The organism is Streptomyces sp. NPDC101225 (assembly GCF_044767585.1).
Classification (GTDB): Bacteria; Actinomycetota; Actinomycetes; order Streptomycetales; family Streptomycetaceae; genus Streptomyces.
In genome coordinates, this window is record NZ_JBIWOE010000027.1 from 43,570 (window position 1) to 59,456 (window position 15,887).

15 protein-coding genes and 1 tRNA gene are annotated in these 15,887 nt (G+C 70.8%); 8 read left to right on the forward strand and 8 right to left on the reverse strand.

The genetic code is table 11. From position 1 onward, the window contains the following. Positions 1-470: 470 nt before the first annotated feature. From ACIRPX_RS30755 to ACIRPX_RS30780, 6 genes are all read left to right on the forward strand, one after another. Positions 471-953 carry a CarD family transcriptional regulator gene (locus ACIRPX_RS30755; RefSeq protein WP_003953493.1) on the forward strand — a complete coding sequence of 161 codons (483 nt, stop codon included), beginning with the start codon at positions 471-473 and terminating at the stop codon, positions 951-953. Positions 954-1,225: 272 nt separating this feature from the next. Beyond that, complete coding sequence (gene ispD / locus ACIRPX_RS30760; RefSeq protein WP_404201297.1) at positions 1,226-1,978, forward strand: 2-C-methyl-D-erythritol 4-phosphate cytidylyltransferase; 753 nt, start codon at positions 1,226-1,228, stop codon at positions 1,976-1,978. Then, positions 1,968-2,492 (forward strand): 2-C-methyl-D-erythritol 2,4-cyclodiphosphate synthase, encoded by a 525-nt coding sequence (ispF, locus tag ACIRPX_RS30765; RefSeq protein WP_404201299.1) that lies wholly within the window; start codon positions 1,968-1,970, stop codon positions 2,490-2,492. The genes ispD and ispF overlap by 11 nt, the downstream gene beginning before the upstream one ends. Positions 2,493-2,637: 145 nt before the next feature. Further along, complete coding sequence (gene cysS / locus ACIRPX_RS30770; RefSeq protein WP_404201301.1) at positions 2,638-4,044, forward strand: cysteine--tRNA ligase; 1,407 nt, start codon at positions 2,638-2,640, stop codon at positions 4,042-4,044. 98 nt (positions 4,045-4,142) lie between these two features. Then, complete coding sequence (gene rlmB / locus ACIRPX_RS30775) at positions 4,143-5,084, forward strand: 23S rRNA (guanosine(2251)-2'-O)-methyltransferase RlmB (protein ID WP_404201303.1); 942 nt, start codon at positions 4,143-4,145, stop codon at positions 5,082-5,084. Positions 5,085-5,204: 120 nt separating this feature from the next. After that, complete coding sequence (locus ACIRPX_RS30780; protein ID WP_404201305.1) at positions 5,205-6,848, forward strand: DoxX family membrane protein; 1,644 nt, start codon at positions 5,205-5,207, stop codon at positions 6,846-6,848. A gap of 182 nt (positions 6,849-7,030) precedes the next feature. Here ACIRPX_RS30780 and ACIRPX_RS30785 read toward each other — a convergent pair whose 3' ends face one another. From ACIRPX_RS30785 to ACIRPX_RS30795, 3 genes are all read right to left on the reverse strand, one after another. Further along, entirely contained in the window at positions 7,031-7,762 is a 732-nt protein-coding gene (locus ACIRPX_RS30785; protein WP_404201307.1) for an NDP-sugar synthase, read from the reverse strand. A gap of 103 nt (positions 7,763-7,865) precedes the next feature. Next, positions 7,866-8,321, reverse strand: a complete 456-nt coding sequence (locus ACIRPX_RS30790; RefSeq protein ID WP_404201309.1) for a hypothetical protein — start codon at positions 8,319-8,321, stop codon at positions 7,866-7,868. Between the two features lie 235 nt (positions 8,322-8,556). Then, positions 8,557-9,693 carry an ABC transporter ATP-binding protein gene (locus ACIRPX_RS30795; RefSeq protein WP_404201311.1) on the reverse strand — a complete coding sequence of 379 codons (1,137 nt, stop codon included), beginning with the start codon at positions 9,691-9,693 and terminating at the stop codon, positions 8,557-8,559. Positions 9,694-9,910: 217 nt separating this feature from the next. Here ACIRPX_RS30795 and ACIRPX_RS30800 point away from each other — a divergent pair. Both ACIRPX_RS30800 and ACIRPX_RS30805 read left to right on the forward strand, forming a co-directional pair. After that, positions 9,911-9,984: transfer RNA gene (locus ACIRPX_RS30800), tRNA-Thr, on the forward strand. A 118-nt stretch (positions 9,985-10,102) separates the two neighbouring features. Continuing rightward, on the forward strand, positions 10,103-10,747 hold the full coding sequence (locus tag ACIRPX_RS30805; protein ID WP_404201313.1) for a hypothetical protein: 645 nt from the start codon (positions 10,103-10,105) through the stop codon (positions 10,745-10,747). A 134-nt stretch (positions 10,748-10,881) separates the two neighbouring features. Here ACIRPX_RS30805 and xerC read toward each other — a convergent pair whose 3' ends face one another. The 5 genes from xerC to ACIRPX_RS30830 all read right to left on the reverse strand — a co-directional run bounded on the left by xerC (position 10,882) and on the right by ACIRPX_RS30830 (position 15,786). Further along, positions 10,882-12,030: a tyrosine recombinase XerC gene (xerC, locus tag ACIRPX_RS30810; protein ID WP_404201315.1), complete on the reverse strand. Its 1,149-nt coding sequence runs from the start codon at positions 12,028-12,030 to the stop codon at positions 10,882-10,884. After that, positions 12,030-12,230: a helix-turn-helix domain-containing protein gene (locus ACIRPX_RS30815; protein WP_404201317.1), complete on the reverse strand. Its 201-nt coding sequence runs from the start codon at positions 12,228-12,230 to the stop codon at positions 12,030-12,032. The genes xerC and ACIRPX_RS30815 overlap by 1 nt, the downstream gene beginning before the upstream one ends. A gap of 525 nt (positions 12,231-12,755) precedes the next feature. Continuing rightward, complete coding sequence (locus ACIRPX_RS30820) at positions 12,756-14,228, reverse strand: ATP-binding protein (RefSeq protein WP_404201319.1); 1,473 nt, start codon at positions 14,226-14,228, stop codon at positions 12,756-12,758. A 2-nt stretch (positions 14,229-14,230) separates the two neighbouring features. Beyond that, entirely contained in the window at positions 14,231-15,064 is an 834-nt protein-coding gene (locus tag ACIRPX_RS30825) for a DNA primase (protein ID WP_404201321.1), read from the reverse strand. Further along, the gene (locus ACIRPX_RS30830) at positions 15,061-15,786 is read right to left on the reverse strand and encodes a DNA methylase (protein ID WP_404201323.1); all 726 of its coding nucleotides are present in this window, start codon (positions 15,784-15,786) and stop codon (positions 15,061-15,063) included. Before ACIRPX_RS30830 ends, ACIRPX_RS30825 begins: the two co-directional genes overlap by 4 nt. Positions 15,787-15,887: the final 101 nt, after the last annotated feature.

Here is a 15,887-nt window from a genome sequence, read left to right on the forward strand (position 1 = left end):
CACGCGGGGGTGGCGCACTCACCCGTCCGGCATTCACATAAGCCGCTTCCGCATACCGCGCACGACGGGGCGCGGCATTTCCCCGCCGGAATGCGCGATCACCCCGGAATTGATCACGCCGGGGAACAACGGGGAACAACGGGGGACGTCGGCGGGGTCCCGTGATCAATTCCGGAATCGACGCGGAAGCACCTCCCGGCACCGAACGGAGTAGCGAAAGTCGCACATCTGGAACCAGACATATGCGGACGTTCATCCCCTTGGAGGGGGCTCCGGATGTGTGTAACGTACGCGTTTCTCCTCCCCCGGAGAGCGGCTCCGACCTGCGAATACCTTCTTCCGCCGGCCTCGCGAAGCACGTTCCTGTTGCTGTTGTCAAGCCCCGAGATATGCCCTGACCTGCGAAAACGCCATTCAGAACCCGCCGTTTCCGTGTTACCCTGGATAGCCACGGAAGGGGTACCTGTCACATGACGTTCAAGGTTGGCGACACCGTGGTCTATCCCCATCACGGGGCCGCGCTGATCGAGGCCATCGAAACTCGCCAGATCAAAGGCGTGGACAAGACCTACTTGGTGCTGAAGGTCGCCCAGGGTGACCTGACGGTACGTGTGCCAGCGGACAATGCGGAGTTCGTCGGCGTACGTGATGTGGTCGGTCAGGACGGGCTGGACCGGGTCTTCGAGGTGCTGCGCGCGCCGTACGCCGAGGAGCCCACGAACTGGTCGCGTCGATACAAGGCAAACCTGGAGAAGCTCGCCTCGGGCGATGTCATCAAGGTCGCGGAAGTGGTGCGTGACCTGTGGCGTCGTGAGCGTGAGCGCGGACTGTCCGCCGGTGAGAAGCGGATGCTCGCCAAGGCCCGCCAGATCCTGGTGAGCGAACTCGCCCTCGCGGAGAACACGAACGAGGACAAGGCCGAGGCCCTGCTCGACGAGGTTCTCGCGTCCTGAACCTGACGCAGGCGCAAGCCCGCTTCAGCACTCAGTACATCGAAATGCCGCGGTGCCCGATGACGTATTTTTTGTCGCCGGGCGCTGCGGCATGTTCGCACTCGGACGCCGTGCCTACAGCTACGTTCGGAACAGGGCGGTGCCCTTTACTGGCGTGCCGGGCCCGGGCTGCAGGCTGACCAGGGTCACGGAAGGGTCCGGTCAAGGCGTCGCGCCCGGCACTTCCCAGGCCATACCCACGCCTGGACGGCACACAAACCTGACAGGAACCGATGTCTGACGAATCGCGCCCTTCCCCCGCGGAAGCCCGCACGGCTGCCGTGATTCCGGCCGCCGGACGGGGCGTACGCCTCGGTCCGGGCGCCCCCAAGGCACTCCGCGCGCTGGGCGGTACCCCCATGCTCATCCACGCGGTGCGCGCGATGGCCGCGTCCCGCGCCGTCTCCCTGGTCGTCGTCGTGGCACCGCCCGACGGCGCCGCCGAGGTCAAGTCGCTCCTCGACGCGCACGCGCTGCCCGACCGGACCGACTTCCTCGTCGTCCCCGGCGGCGGGAGCCGCCAGGAATCCGTGCAGCTCGGCCTCGACGCGCTGCCGCCCGACTACGACATCGTGCTGGTGCACGACGCCGCGCGGCCCCTGGTGCCGGTGGACACGGTCGACGGCGTGATCGAGGCGGTACGGGCGGGCGCGCCGGCCGTCGTGCCCGCGCTGCCTCTGTCCGACACCGTGAAGGAGGTCGAGCCCGCCGAGGTCCCGGGCGCCCCCGAGCCGGTGGTGGCCACCCCGGTGCGGTCCCGGCTGCGCGCCGTGCAGACACCCCAGGGCTTCGACCGGGCCACGCTGATCCGCGCCCACGAAGAGGTCACCGAGGACGTCACCGACGACGCGAGCATGGTCGAGAAGCTCGGCAGCACGGTCCTGCTGGTGCCCGGCCACGAGGAGGCCTTCAAGGTCACGCGACCGCTGGACCTGGTGCTGGCCGAGGCGGTCCTGGCCCGCAGGAGGCTGAACGATGGCTTCTGAGACGTCCGGTCCCCGGCCGCCGGCGGACACGCCCGTGCTCCTGCCCCAGGTCGGCATCGGCACCGACATCCACGCCTTCGAGGAGGGCCGCGAGCTGTGGTGCGCGGGCCTGAAGTGGGAGGGCGAGGGGACGGGGCTGGCCGGCCACTCCGACGCGGACGTCGTCGCCCACGCCGCGTGCAACGCGCTGTTCTCGGCCGCCGGCCTCGGTGACCTGGGACAGCACTTCGGCACCGGGCGCCCCGAGTGGTCCGGCGCTTCCGGCGTCACGCTGCTCACCGAGGCCGCCCGGATCGTCCGCGAGGCCGGCTTCCGGATCGGCAACGTCGCCGTGCAGGTCGTGGGCCCCCGTCCGAAGATCGGCAGGCGCCGGGACGAGGCGCAGAAGCTGCTGTCGGAGGCGGCGGGGGCACCGGTGTCCGTATCGGGTGCCACGACGGACGGGCTGGGGTTTCCCGGACGCGAGGAGGGGCTGATGGCGGTGGCCACGGCACTGGTCGTGCGGGAGCGGTGACGGCCACGGCGCCGAGGGGCGCGGGACCGCGCAGGCGGGCGGCTCCGCCGTGCGGGTGCGAACGGCCGCCGCGGGGCCGCGTCCGGCGCCGGCCGAACCACGGGAAGGCGCAACGCACTGCCCCACGCCCACTACCCTTGGAGACGTGACTATTCGCCTGTACGACACCAGCGCCCGGCAGATCCGTGACTTCACCCCGCTCAAGCCGGGCTGCGTCTCGATCTACCTGTGCGGCGCCACCGTGCAGGCGGCCCCGCACATCGGGCACATCCGCTCCGGGCTCAACTTCGACATCATGCGCCGCTGGTTCGCGTACCGCGGCTACGACGTGACCTTCATCAGGAACGTCACCGACATCGACGACAAGATCATCGCCAAGGCGGCCGAGCAGAACCGCCCCTGGTGGTCGATCGGTTACGACAACGAGCGCGCCTTCGACGAGGGGTACACCGCGCTCGGCTGCCTCCCGCCGACGTACGAGCCGCGGGCCACCGGCCATGTGACCGAGATGGTCGAGATGATGCAGGGGCTGATCGAGCGCGGGCACGCCTACGAGGCGGAGGGCAACGTCTACTTCGACGTGCGCTCCTTCCCGGGCTACCTGGAGCTGTCGCGGCAGGAGCTCGACAATCTCCAGCAGCCCGCCGGCGCCGGCGAGTCCGGCAAGCGCGACCCGCGCGACTTCGCCATGTGGAAGGCCGCCAAGCCCGGTGAGCCGACCTGGGCGACCCCGTGGGGCCGCGGCCGTCCGGGCTGGCACCTGGAGTGCTCGGCGATGGCGCACAAGTACCTCGGCACCGCCTTCGACATCCACGGCGGCGGCCTGGACCTGATCTTCCCGCACCACGAGAACGAGATCGCCCAGGCCAAGGCCTACGGCGACGACTTCGCCCGGTACTGGGTGCACAACGCCTGGGTCACCATGGCCGGCGACAAGATGTCCAAGTCGCTGGGCAACAGCGTCCTGGTGAGCGAGATGGTCAAGCGGTGGCGCCCGATCGTGCTGCGCTACTACCTCGGCACCCCGCACTACCGCTCGATGATCGAGTACAGCGAGGAGTCGCTGCGCGAGGCCGAGTCGGCGTTCGCGCGCATCGAGGGCTTCGTGCAGCGGGTGAGCGAGATGACGGGGAAGGCCGGCGTCGTCGAGCCGTCCCCCGAGGTGCCGCCGGCCTTCGCCGCGGCGATGGACGACGACCTGGGCGTGCCCCAGGCCCTCGCGATCGTGCACACCACCGTCCGGCACGGCAACTCCGCCCTCGCGGCCGACGACAAGGAAGCCGCCGTGGCCCGCCTCGCCGAGGTGCGCGCCATGCTCGGCGTCCTCGGACTCGACCCGCTGGACGAGCACTGGGCCGGCGAGACCGACCGCGGCGAGGATCTGCACGGCGTCGTCGACAGCCTCGTACGCCTGGTCCTGGACCAGCGCGAGGCGGCCCGCGCCCGCAAGGACTGGGGCACCGCGGACGCCATCCGCGACCAGCTCAACCAGTCGGGTCTCACCATCGAGGACGGCCAGCAGGGTCCGCGCTGGAGCCTCGGCCCACGCTGAGCCCGCCGCCCAGCAGAAGATCGATTGTGCCGCCCGGCCGTCCGGGCGGCACACTTCATAGACGTACGCACACCCGCTTCACGACAGACAGGTAGGTCATGGCCACCAACAACCGCCGCATGTCCGGCAAGAAGGGCGCGCAGGTCGGCAGTGGCGGCCAGCGGCGCAAGGGCCTGGAGGGCAAGGGCCCGACCCCGCCCGCCGAGATGCGCAAGGGGCACAAGAAGAACCGCGTCGCCAACGCCAAGGCGCGGCAGACCGCGCGGCGCCCCGCACCCCGCGGCCGCGCCGGCAGGTCCTCGTCCGAACTGGTCGTCGGCCGCAACCCGGTCGTCGAGGCGCTGCGCGAGGGCGTGCCCGCCTCGACGCTCTACGTCCAGCAGTTCATCGACAACGACGAGCGGGTGCGCGAGGCGCTGCAGCTCGCGGCGGACCGCGGCGGCATCAACCTCATGGAGGCGCCCCGCCCCGAACTCGACCGCATGACCAACGGCCTCAACCACCAGGGGCTCGTCCTCCAGGTCCCGCCGTACGAGTACGCCCACCCCGAGGACCTGGCGAGCGCCGCCTACGACGACGGCGAGGACCCGCTGATCGTCGCGCTCGACGGGGTGACCGACCCGCGCAACCTCGGCGCCGTCGTCCGTTCCGTCTCCGCCTTCGGCGGCCACGGCGTGGTCGTGCCCGAGCGGCGTGCGGCCGGCATGACCGCCGGTGCCTGGAAGACGTCCGCCGGTACCGCCGCCCGTACGCCCGTCGCCCGCGCGACCAACCTGACGCGCGCCCTGGAGGCGTACAAGAAGCAGGGCATCGTGGTCGTCGGCCTCGCCGCCGACGGGGAGGCCGAGATCGGCGACCTGGAGGCCCTGGAGGGGCCGGTCGTCATCGTCGTCGGCAGCGAGGGCAAGGGTCTGTCCCGCCTGGTCGGCGAGACCTGCGACTTCCGTGTGCGCATCCCGATGCCGGGCGGCGCGGAATCGCTCAACGCCGGTGTGGCCGCGGGAGTCGTTCTGTACGAGGCGGCACGGCGGCGCGGCTGAACACGCGTCCGCACCGTCACCCGTGCGGGTCGATCTGGGCGTCGGGGGACACGATTGACGCGGTCCGGACACATCCGGCACGAGTCGGAGCAGTGTCCTAAACGACCGTCACTCGGTTAGATGAGTGTGGACACCAGAACACCCCGCACACCCACGGGGGACGGCCCGTCGGGATTCGATGACGCTCCCGCGCTGAGCATGGTGAAGGTGCCGAGCGATCCGGCGCAGGTGATCGTCAACCATGCGAGCTTCCGCGTGATGCTGGGCGCCTCGGCGCGTGCCCAGTCGCCGCGTGTCGCACGGCACTTGAGCGCCTCCCAGCAAGGCGCCCGGCAGCCGGTCGTCGGCGCCCCGGCGGGCAGAGCGGGGGCCGCCGCGGGCGCCCGGCGCCGGCCCGTCGTGTGGAGCGGCAGGTCCGCCCCCGACGACACCGGCGCGCACCGCCTGCTCCAGGCCGTACGGGGCGGCAGCGTCGGGCACGGCGAGGAGCCGGCCGCCGACGCGGGCGCCACCCAGGTCATCCCGCGCGTCGGCGACGGCGGCTACGACGAGGTCTACGACGAGCTCGACGCGACCGTGGAGACACCGGTCGTCGGCGCCCAGCGCCGGCCCCGGGACGACGACCCCGGCGGCACCCGCCTTTTGCCCGCCATGCGCACCGTCGGCAGCGCCTACGACGAGGAACAGGCCTACGGCGCCGAGGAGTTCGAGGACTTCGACGAGCCCGGGGAGGCCGACGGCACCGACCAGCCGGCCAGGCGCCACGGCGACGACCCGGCCCGGCACGCCTACTACCCCGGCCGCCGGTTGAATCTCGGCGTCGTCCTGCTCCCGCTGCGCATCTTCCTCGGCTTCATCTCCATCTACGCCGGCATGGGCAAGCTGTGCGACCCCGTCTACTTCGACGGCGGCAAGCGCGGCTCCATGGTCAAGTGGCTCAACACCCTGCATCCGTGGGAAGTCGCCGAGCCGCTGCACCGGTTCGCCCTGCACCACCCCGTCGGCTCGGGCCTGGTCATCGCCTTCGCGCAGGTCGTCGTGGGCGTGTTGACGGTCCTGGGCTGCTGGCAGCGCGTGGCCGCCGTCTTCGGCGCCCTGCTCTCCGCCGCGCTGATCGTCACGGTCAGCTGGAAGACCGTGCCCGCCTACGACACCCCCGACATCATCTACCTCGCCGCCTGGTCCCCGCTGATCATCGCCGGCGCCCCCGTCTACTCCGTCGACGGCCGCCTCGCGGGCAACGCCTGGCGGCGGCTCGGCCCGGGCTCCGACATCTGGGAGCTGCGCCGCTACGTCCTGCGCCGCGGCGCCCTCGTCACGGCGGTCGTGACCGGCCTCACGCTGCTCGTCGGCTCGCTGCTCGGCGGCGCGGTCCGCGACGCCGACCGCGTGACCGTCCCGGGCCCCGGCGAGGCCCCGCGCAACGAGCTGCCGGGCTCCCCGCTCCCGCACACGCCGGGTGCGCGGCACAGCCACTCGCCGTCGCCCTCCCACTCGCCCACCCAGGGCGCCACCGCCGGCTCCACCCCGTCGGGCACGGCGGCCACGCCGGGCGCGACGGCGACCGGCGGCAGGCCCAGCCAGAGCCAGAGCACGGCGGGCCAGGCTCCGCCGCAGCAGTCCTCGCCGAGCGGAGGCGCTCCCAGCACCAGCGCCGGTCCCACCTCGGGCGGCGGCGCGGGTGGTAACGGCTCGACCGGCGGCACCGGCTCCGGAGGCTCCTCCTCCGGCGAGCCGGGCCTGGTGGGCGGCCTGTTGGGGTAGCCGAGCCGGTGGGCGGCATCTTGGGCACCCCCACCGGCTGACTCACCGGGTCCATACGAAGGGGCCCCGCACACGGTGTGCGGGGCCCCTTTCGAGAGCCCCGCCAGGGGCGCGGGAGGAACTGCGCGACCGACCACACGCGGGGCCCGCAGCCGCAGGACGGCCGCCCTCCGCGCGAGCTGTCAGCGCCCCAGCGCGGCCAGCTCCTTCGCCGCCTCGGTCAGGTCCTTCGCCGTGTCGATGGCACGCCAGTACGCGCCCTGCGGGATGGGGAAGCCGGCCAGCCGGCGCTCACGCGCCAGATGCGGGAAGGTCGTCCGCTCGTGGTCGCCGCGCTCGGGGAGCAGCCCGGCGAACCCGGGCGAGAAGACGTAGACACCGGCGTTGATCTCGAACGTCGACGGCGGCGCCTCGATGAAGTCCGTGATGTGCCCGAAGCCGTCCGTCCGCACGGCTCCCCAGGGCAGGCGCGGGCGGGCCAGGGCGAGCGTGGCCGTCGCGTCGCGCTCGGTGTGGAAGTCCGCCATGTCGCGCAGCGAGAAGCGGGTCCAGATGTCGCCGTTGGTGGCGTACCAGGGCCGGTCCGGGTGCGGGAGGCGGGCGGCGGCGTACTTCAGGCCGCCGCCGCGCCCGAGGGGCTCCTGCTCCACGACCGTCGTGACCTCGACCGGCAGGTCGGTGGAGTCCAGCCAGTCCTGCAGCACCTCGGCGAGGTGGCCGCAGCTGATCACCACGTCGGTCACGCCCTCTTCGGCCAGCCAGGCAAGCTGATGGCCGATGATCGGAGTCCCGGTACCGGGTATCTCGACCATCGGCTTGGGCCGGTCGTCGGTGTAGGGGCGCAGCCGGGAGCCCTGGCCACCGGCCAGGACGACGGCTTGAACGGGGCGGGAGGCGGCGTTCGGATCGGTCATGACCGAACTGTACGGCGCGTCCCGCCCGGGTCCCGAGCCGGAAGCTCTTCCTCGATCAGCGCTTACCCTCCTCCGAACCGGCCACGGGGGAGGAGGGCCGGGGTCAGGAGTGTGCGGCCGCGACGCCGGAGGCGAACGAGGTGTCGCAGACGGGGCGGGCGTAGGACTGGGCGCGGGTGGGGCCGTAGACGCGGACCGCGGCGCGGCCCACGGCGCGGGCGATGGACGCGCAGTGCCGGGCGAGCGACGGGCGCTCCGCCACGGCCTGCTGGAGGTGCGTGAGCACCACGCCCGGATCGTCGTCCTGGAGCTCGGCCAGGAGCTTGTCGCGCAGCACGTCCTGGGGCGCGCGGTGGGCCGCCTTGGCGTCCTTGCTGATGTCGGTCGCGTCCGAGGCGGTGAGGACCGAGGTGGACTGGCTTCCCGTCCAGTTGACTCGGGTGACCGCGAGGGTCCCGGAAAGCACCAGGACGACGGGCAGGACGAGGGCGAGCGTGCGGCCGATACGGCGGGCGGGGCCCCGGCCGCATCGCGTCTGTCGGTTAGTGGAGTGCTTCACGCGAGTGAGAGTAGCGCCAGGTGATGATTTGGCGACATTTAGTCACCGTTTCGGGGGATGAAGAACCGCCTCGCACGGGGTACGGGGTTGACGCACGCTGATCGAAATGACCGGTCTGCCGGGGTATTTGTCGACAAGAAGAAGGGCCCCGCAGGTGTTTGCGGGGCCCTCTTCGTCAACGCGGGTGAATTTTCCGGGATGGGCGTTTCGGCGGTTGCCGTCGGCCCCGCCCGTCTCAGTCGGACAGGCGCTCGCCCGTGGAGGTCGAGAACACGTGGGTCTCGCCCGGCCGCGGCACGACGTGCAGCGTGCCGCCCTTCTCGGGCACCCGGCGGCCCTCGACGCGCACGACGAGCTCCTTGCTCTCGCCGCCGACCTCGGCGGCGCCGTACACGTAGCCGTCGGCGCCGAGCTCCTCGACGACGTTGACGGAGACCGCGAGACCGGCCGGGGCGTCCTCGGCGTCCTTGGACAGGGAGGCGGAGGCGCCGCCGTTGCTCTCGACGATGTCGAAGTGCTCGGGGCGGACGCCGACGGTGACCGTGCGGTCGCCCTTGTCGGCGGCGGCCTTCAGGGCGTCACGGTTGACCGGGACGACGCTGTTGCCGAACTTCACACCGCCGTCGGTGATCGGCACCTCGACCAGGTTCATGGCGGGGGAGCCGATGAAGCCGGCGACGAAGAGGTTGGCCGGGCGGTCGTACATGTGGCGCGGCGAGTCGACCTGCTGGAGCAGGCCGTCCTTGAGCACGGCCACGCGGTCGCCCATCGTCATGGCCTCGACCTGGTCGTGGGTGACGTAGACGGTGGTGATGCCGAGACGGCGCTGGAGCGAGGCGATCTGCGTACGGGTGGAGACGCGGAGCTTGGCGTCGAGGTTCGACAGCGGCTCGTCCATGAGGAAGACCTGCGGCTCCCGGACGATGGCGCGGCCCATCGCGACACGCTGGCGCTGACCGCCGGACAGGGCCTTCGGCTTGCGGTCCAGGTAGTCCGTCAGGTCGAGGATCTTCGCGGCCTCCTCGACCTTCTTGCGGATCTCCGCCTTGTTGACGCCGGCGATCTTGAGCGCGAAGCCCATGTTGTCGGCGACGGTCATGTGCGGGTACAGCGCGTAGTTCTGGAACACCATGGCGATGTCCCGGTCCTTCGGCGGCAGGTGGGTGACGTCGCGGTCACCGATGCGGATGGCGCCGGCGTTGACGTCCTCGAGCCCCGCGAGCATCCGGAGCGAGGTGGACTTGCCACAGCCGGACGGACCGACGAGGACGAGGAACTCGCCGTCCCCGACCTCGATCTCCAGACCGTCCACGGCGGGCTTCTCGGTGCCCGGGTAGATCCGGGTCGCCTTGTCGAACGAAACAGTGGCCATGGTGAATGGGCCCCCTTCTACCGGCAGGAACGTGCCGGACGATCCGTTGTAGGAAGGTGGTGGTGTAGTCCACGAGGGTGAACTGGCTCAGGACGCTACCTGGCGTTCGCCCGATCTGTCAGTACCTGCGGGGCAGTGAACTTCGCGGAAATTTTCGACAGGGGGCCTCCGGGACCTGGGTACACTGCACGGGCACGTTCGCGCGGCGGACGTGCAGGCCTCCTTAGCTCAGCTGGTCAGAGCGCCGCTCTTGTAAAGCGAAGGTCGTCGGTTCGAATCCGACAGGGGGCTCTTTCACTACCTGGGACAACGCCCCCATGATCACTGATCACGGGGGCGTTGACGGTAGTTCTTGACGGCAGTCGCCTCCGGGGGCCCTGTGCTTGCGCATCTGGGCATACTTTTAATCGTGGAAGCGGATCGGTCCGATGCGGAGCACGTGTCAGTCGACGCCGCTGCCGACGAACGTGAGCGGACGGCCGACGAGCGTGAGCGGACGGCCGACGAGCGTGAGCGGACGGCCGACGAGCGTGAGCGGACGGCCGACGAGCGTGAGCGGACCGCTGACAAGCGCGAAGAGCGGTTCTCCGTCTGGGCGGACCGTCTGGAGAGACAGGCCCGCAGGTTGGGGCAGATGACCTCTGGTAATCGGCAGAGTTCGTTTGAGGCGATCGAGCGGGCCCGAGGCCTGTTGGAGGCCAGTCTGGAGCGGCTGGACCGCACTAAAGACGCACTGCGGCGCGCGAACGCTCGCGATGATCGGGAACAACGCACCGTCGAGCGCGAGACAGCCGTCTCCAAAAGGCAACTAACCAGTGCAGAGCCCGTGCCGGGGGAAGATCTGGAAGCCAAGGCCCGCCGCCTCAACAGGCGATTGGCAGCGACGGTGTCCACTTTGGACGCCACCCTCGGTGCACTGGTCGACGCATACGAACGGCTTGCTCTGGAACGGCCTCAGCACGCCGCTGAATACAGACGTCGCGCTGAGCGGGCGCGCCAGGCGACGGCCAACCTTCGCGACACCGAACTGACCGGTGACCAGGACAGCGGCTGACCTCGCCGGGACGGGAGCGCCGCGCACCCACGAATCCTCGACTGCGACTGCGCTACTGAGGTGCAGGGTCGTGATCCTGCCCGGCTGGCGGCCTGGAGAGAGGCCGGCAGCCGGACACTTGGCTTCACAGCTTGTCAGGCACCCGGAAGGCGGCGCTTGAGCAGACGATCCATGTGACCCATGGCTTCCCTTCGGTCGCCGTCGCTCACGTGCGTGTAGACGTTCATTGTCACCGCGATCTGTGAGTGTCCAAGGATCTCCATCACAGTCCGGGGTGCCACGCCGGCCGCGAACAGGAGCGACGCGCAGCCGTGGCGGGTGTCGTGCAAGCGGACCTGCGGCAGCTCTGCGGAAAGCGAGATCCGGAGGAACGAGCGGTAGAGGTTCCGGGGCTCGATGGGCCGACCGCTCCGCGTGGTGAACACGAGGTCGCCGCGCTGCCAGTCCTTCCCGGCAGCCGCGCGCTGGTCCGCCTGCCGCAGACGCTGCCAGCGGAGCGGCGCCACACACATCAGCGGAATCGGGATCACGCGCGCCCGTCGGTTCTTCGTCGTGTCGAGGTACAGCAGCTTGCCGCCACGGTGCAGCGTGGTGCGGACGGTCAGCGTGCGCCGGTCAAGGTCCACGTCCTTCCACTGCAATCCCAGGATCTCGCCACGCCTCAGACCGAGCGCGACGGCGAGAACGAAGGCTGCATAGAGCGGGTCGGTCCGTGCTGCTTCCAGGAACGTCAGCGTCTCGTCCAGTGACCACGGGCGTAGCTCGCGCGGCTCTACTCGGGGAGCAGGAACCAACTGGACCACGTTGCGGCTGATCAGTTCCTCGCGGCACGCGGCGGCCATGGCAGTCCGTAGCACGCGGTGCGCTTCCTTCGCGGTCGCCGCAGACGACTGTTTGGTGACCTCCGAGAGCATCCGCCGGACGTTCGCCGTTGTCAGCGACTCCAGCCGTCGACTGCCGAGGAGCGGCGCCAGGTAGAGCCGCACGTGCATCTCGTACTTGATGTACGTCGTGCGCTTCCGGTTGGGCTTGATGTGCTCGTCCAGCCAGTACGGCAGCCACTCGGAGAGCTTCGCGGACCGGGACGGCGTCGGGATGCCCTGACGGTCGCGGCGCACGAGTTCCTGGCGCTTCTCGTCGCACTCCTCCCACGTGTTGCCGTACACCGTCTTGCGCTTGCGCGTGCCGTCGGGCTGGGGGACGTAGACGCGGGCCTCGAAGCGTCCGTCCTTCCGCTGCCAGATGCTGCCGGCGCCGTTGGGGTTCCTCTTTCGCTGAGCCATCAGGCTGCGTTCTCCTCAAGTCGGTTGTGCATGTAGTGGCGTACGGCGTCGACCGGGATGCGGCGGGCCCGGCCGGACGTGTAGCTCGGGAGCTGCTTGGAGCGAATGAGGTCGTAGACCTTGCTGCGGCTGAGCCGCAGAGCGGTCATGACCTCCGGGACGGTGAGTGCTTGGGGGTCGATGGCGACGACGGTCAGCACGGTGAGACCTCCGAGAGAGGGCGGGGCCTACGAAGGGGACTCGTTCAGGGGCTCGTCGGGAGCCCGCGTTTGTCCGAGGTGCGGATTTCTGCGTCACGGCGTCACCAGCGTCACTTGAGCTTCTGACCTGCGACTTTGTGTGACGCGCTGTCGAGAGGGTGCGTCATCGGCGCGTCACGGGCTGCGTCATCGCGTGACGCAGGTGACGCAGGATGACGCAGAGGATGCCGTCTGCGTCACGCCTGTTGCCGCAGGTCAGATGCCGTTTTTCAGCTTGTGTGACGCACGTGACGCAGCGTCTTCCTCTTAGGACAAAAGAGGGGGTGTCTGTTGTAGTGCGGTGGCGCCTTAAAGCGTGAAGAAGGAGCCGCTTCGCGGCGCGACCTTTGGGCGGCGGCGGTGCCGCCGGAAGAGCAGTGACGGGCCGCTGCGCGGCGCGTCCTTCGCGCGGCGCGTGGCGCCGAACAGCAAGAGGAGCACGCGGCGCCTGGTGCTCTTCTTGCTTGTCCGGGCGCGGGGCGCGGGTCAGAACGCCTGCTGCTCGTGTGGCGGTGGTGCGGCCGGGCGGGTGATTTCGAGGTAACGGCCCGTCCTGGTGCGGCCGGAGTCGATGAGCACGCCGCGTGCGGCCAGGGTCGGCTGGAGGCGCTTGAGCCGGTCGGAGAGCACCTTGCCAGTGGTCGGCCAGCCCTTGGGCAGGGGACGCGGCTCGTCGTTGCTGTAGAGGCCGCTGAGGAGGTGCAGCCACTCGGTGGACGTCATCCGCTGCGCGCCGCCCGGCTCGATGGTCTCGGCATGCCTGAGGACGGTCTGCGCCAGGAGGTCGCCCTCGATGACGTCGTCGTTGAGGTCGTCCAGGCTGGCCCGGTACGCGGGGAGCGCCCCGAGACCGGTCGCGGCATCGAGCTGCGCGCACAGGTGCGCGAAGTCCGCCATCCGCAGGTCGGTGGGAGTCTCCGCCTCTGACGCCCGGACCTTGACGGTGAGGTCGAGCAGGGACCCGAGCACGACGGGCAGCGCCTCCGCGTACTCCGCCCACAGTTCGGCCTCGGTACGCCGGACCTTGGGCCGCTCCAGCCGCAGCGGCAGGAGCCGTTCCGCGAGGTCGCCGCGAATGACGCCCACGTCGATGCCGGTCAGCAGCAGCGGGCGGCGGTAGCCAACGCGGAAGACGTCCCCGTCGGTGAACAGGGCGCGTTTGACGCTCTCGGCGCCGGTGACGACGCAGCACACGGCGTCGGACAGTTCCGGGGTGAGGTGGGAGAGGTTGTCCAGTGCGGTAACCCAGCCCGCCGCCACGGCCGCGATCAGGTTCTCCTCATCCCTGGGAGCCCGGCGCAGGTCCCCGCCCATGCCCTCGATGATCCGCACGAGCATCCGCCCGCCGGTGGACTTGCCCGCACCCTGCGGCCCGGTCAGGAACGGTGCCGGCACCGGAACGGACGGCCCGAGGCAGCCGACCAGCCACGCGATGGCCAGGCATTCGGTCTCGGCGGTGGCGAAGTTGCACAGCCGGAGCAACAGGTCGATGCCCTTGCCGTCGGTGTCCTTGACGGGCAGGGGCAGTTCCCCGGTGAGCTGTGTACGTCGCCAGCACACCTCACGCGGGTCCGGGGTGAGGATGTCCCAGCCGGTGGGGTGGATGCGGACGGACTGCCCGTCGCTGCGGCCCAGGTCCAGCCACGTCGCCCCGTCGAATCCCGGGGCCACGCGGATGTGCACGGGCTGTACGTCCTCGGACAGGGCGAGTGCTTCGATCAGGTCCAACGCCTCCTTGAGGGCGGTGCCGTTGAAGACGCCGCGTCCGTCCCTGAACAGGCCGACCATGAGTTCCTGGCGGTGGCTGCCGGTGGTGCCCTGGGAACGGATCGGGCGGGCCACGGGGTGGCCGTTCTTCTGTGCGTAGACAGTGCCGTCAGCGGTGCGGAAGTAGCGGAAGTGTTCTTGGGCGTAGGCGGCGATGACCTCGCGGGCCGGGGTCTTGTCGTCCTCGGACATGGTCACAGTCCCAACTTCGTACGGGCGTTGGTCCACGCGTCGGTGCAGTGCCGAGCCGTCTCGCCCTTGGCCTGCGCGGCGGCGAACAGCCGCGCGATGTACGCCTCGGTGAGGCAGCCGCACCGGCCGTGCGTGGACAGCACCGCGAGGAACGTGCGGTAGACGGTGGCGTGCACCGCGCTGCGGGCCTCGGTGATGCGCTGCTCCGCCATGGCGATGCCCCGGGCCAGGTAGGCGGGCGTGCGGTGCGGGCACGCCCCGCCCCCGCCCAAGGCGGGCACAATGACGGCCGCCGGCCGGGCGGCGGCAGGCGCCTTCACGGCCAGTGCGCGCACGGCGTCGGGCAGGGCGGTGAGGGTGCCGGTGCCGGGCCCGAGCCAGCGGGCGTAGGCCATGGTGGATTTGATGTCGACGCCGGGGCGGACGGCGTTGGCGGAGGGCATGACGCCCTGGTAGAGCCAGTGTTCGCCCCGGGTGGTGGGCACGGTCCGGGTGGTCGGCAGGGTCGCGCGGGCCCACGCGATGGCGTCGGCGTTGTCCAGGTCCACGACCGTCAGCCCGGCCCCGCCGGGGTGGTAGGCGACGGCTTCGGCGTGCCGCCAGGCGCGGCGCCAGGGGCCGGAGGTGAGGACGTGCGGGTCGGTGGTCGCGGCGGCCCACGCGTGGCAGGGCGCCGGGCAGGTGCACGGCCCCGGACTCTTCATGTTCGGCCGGCCGCCGCAGGCGTTGTCGGCGCAGCGGCGGCAGTTGCCGAACGGGACCTTCCCCGCCCGCAGGGGCAGGGCCGGGAGGCCGGATGCGGCCAGTTCAAGGGCGGTGCGCAGGTGCTCGCTCATGCAGCCACCCCCAGCGCGCGCGAGGTCAGGAAGGCGCGGCCGATGTGCTCGCTGTAGGCGGGCGGGATGGCCTCGGTCAGTTCCTCGCGTACGTGCGTCCAGTCGATGCCGAGAGCGGCTTGCAGCTCGGGCACGGACGGTTTGCCGCCGCCGTTGCCGTAGGCGGCCACGTACGGGCCGTCGTAGAAGCGGCCGTGCCGGTAGCCGCGTACGCGGCCCCGGTGGCGCACGTGGGCAGGCTGCGGGGCGCTCCAGCCGCTCACCTCGAAGTTGCGGTGGCGGATGACGTCGAGGCCGAACATCTCCCCGCACAGGGTGAGGTCTTTGCGGATCTCCGCGCGTCCGTTGGGCTGCTCGATGACGTACGGCAGCCCCGTCCGGTCCAGCAACGCGCGGGTGGGCGCGACCAGGTCTTGGTGGGTGCCGCCCCAGCCTTGCGAGGCGTTGGTGCCCACGGTCAGCGTGCACTTGTCCTGGCAGGGCGGGGAGGCGTGCACGAACGCGTACCGGCGGATCTCGCCGGTGGCGATGAGGTGGGCGAGGTAGGCCAACGCGTCGCCCCGCTGGTAGGGGAAGGGGTAGTGGGGCCGGTCGGCGAGGTCGCAGCCCTGGACGCGGAATCCGGCGCGGGCGTAGCCGACGGCGGCGCCGCCGGCGCAGGAGAACAGATCCAGCAGTAAGGGCCGGTGGTCGTCTCGCCGGATGTCGGTGGGTTGGGTCATGCTGGGAGACCTCCACAGGTCTGTTGAGGGCAGGTGGATTGGCGGCGGCCCCGGTCATTGGCGTGAGGGGGCCGCCGTTGTCGTGCTGCGAGTGGTCAAGC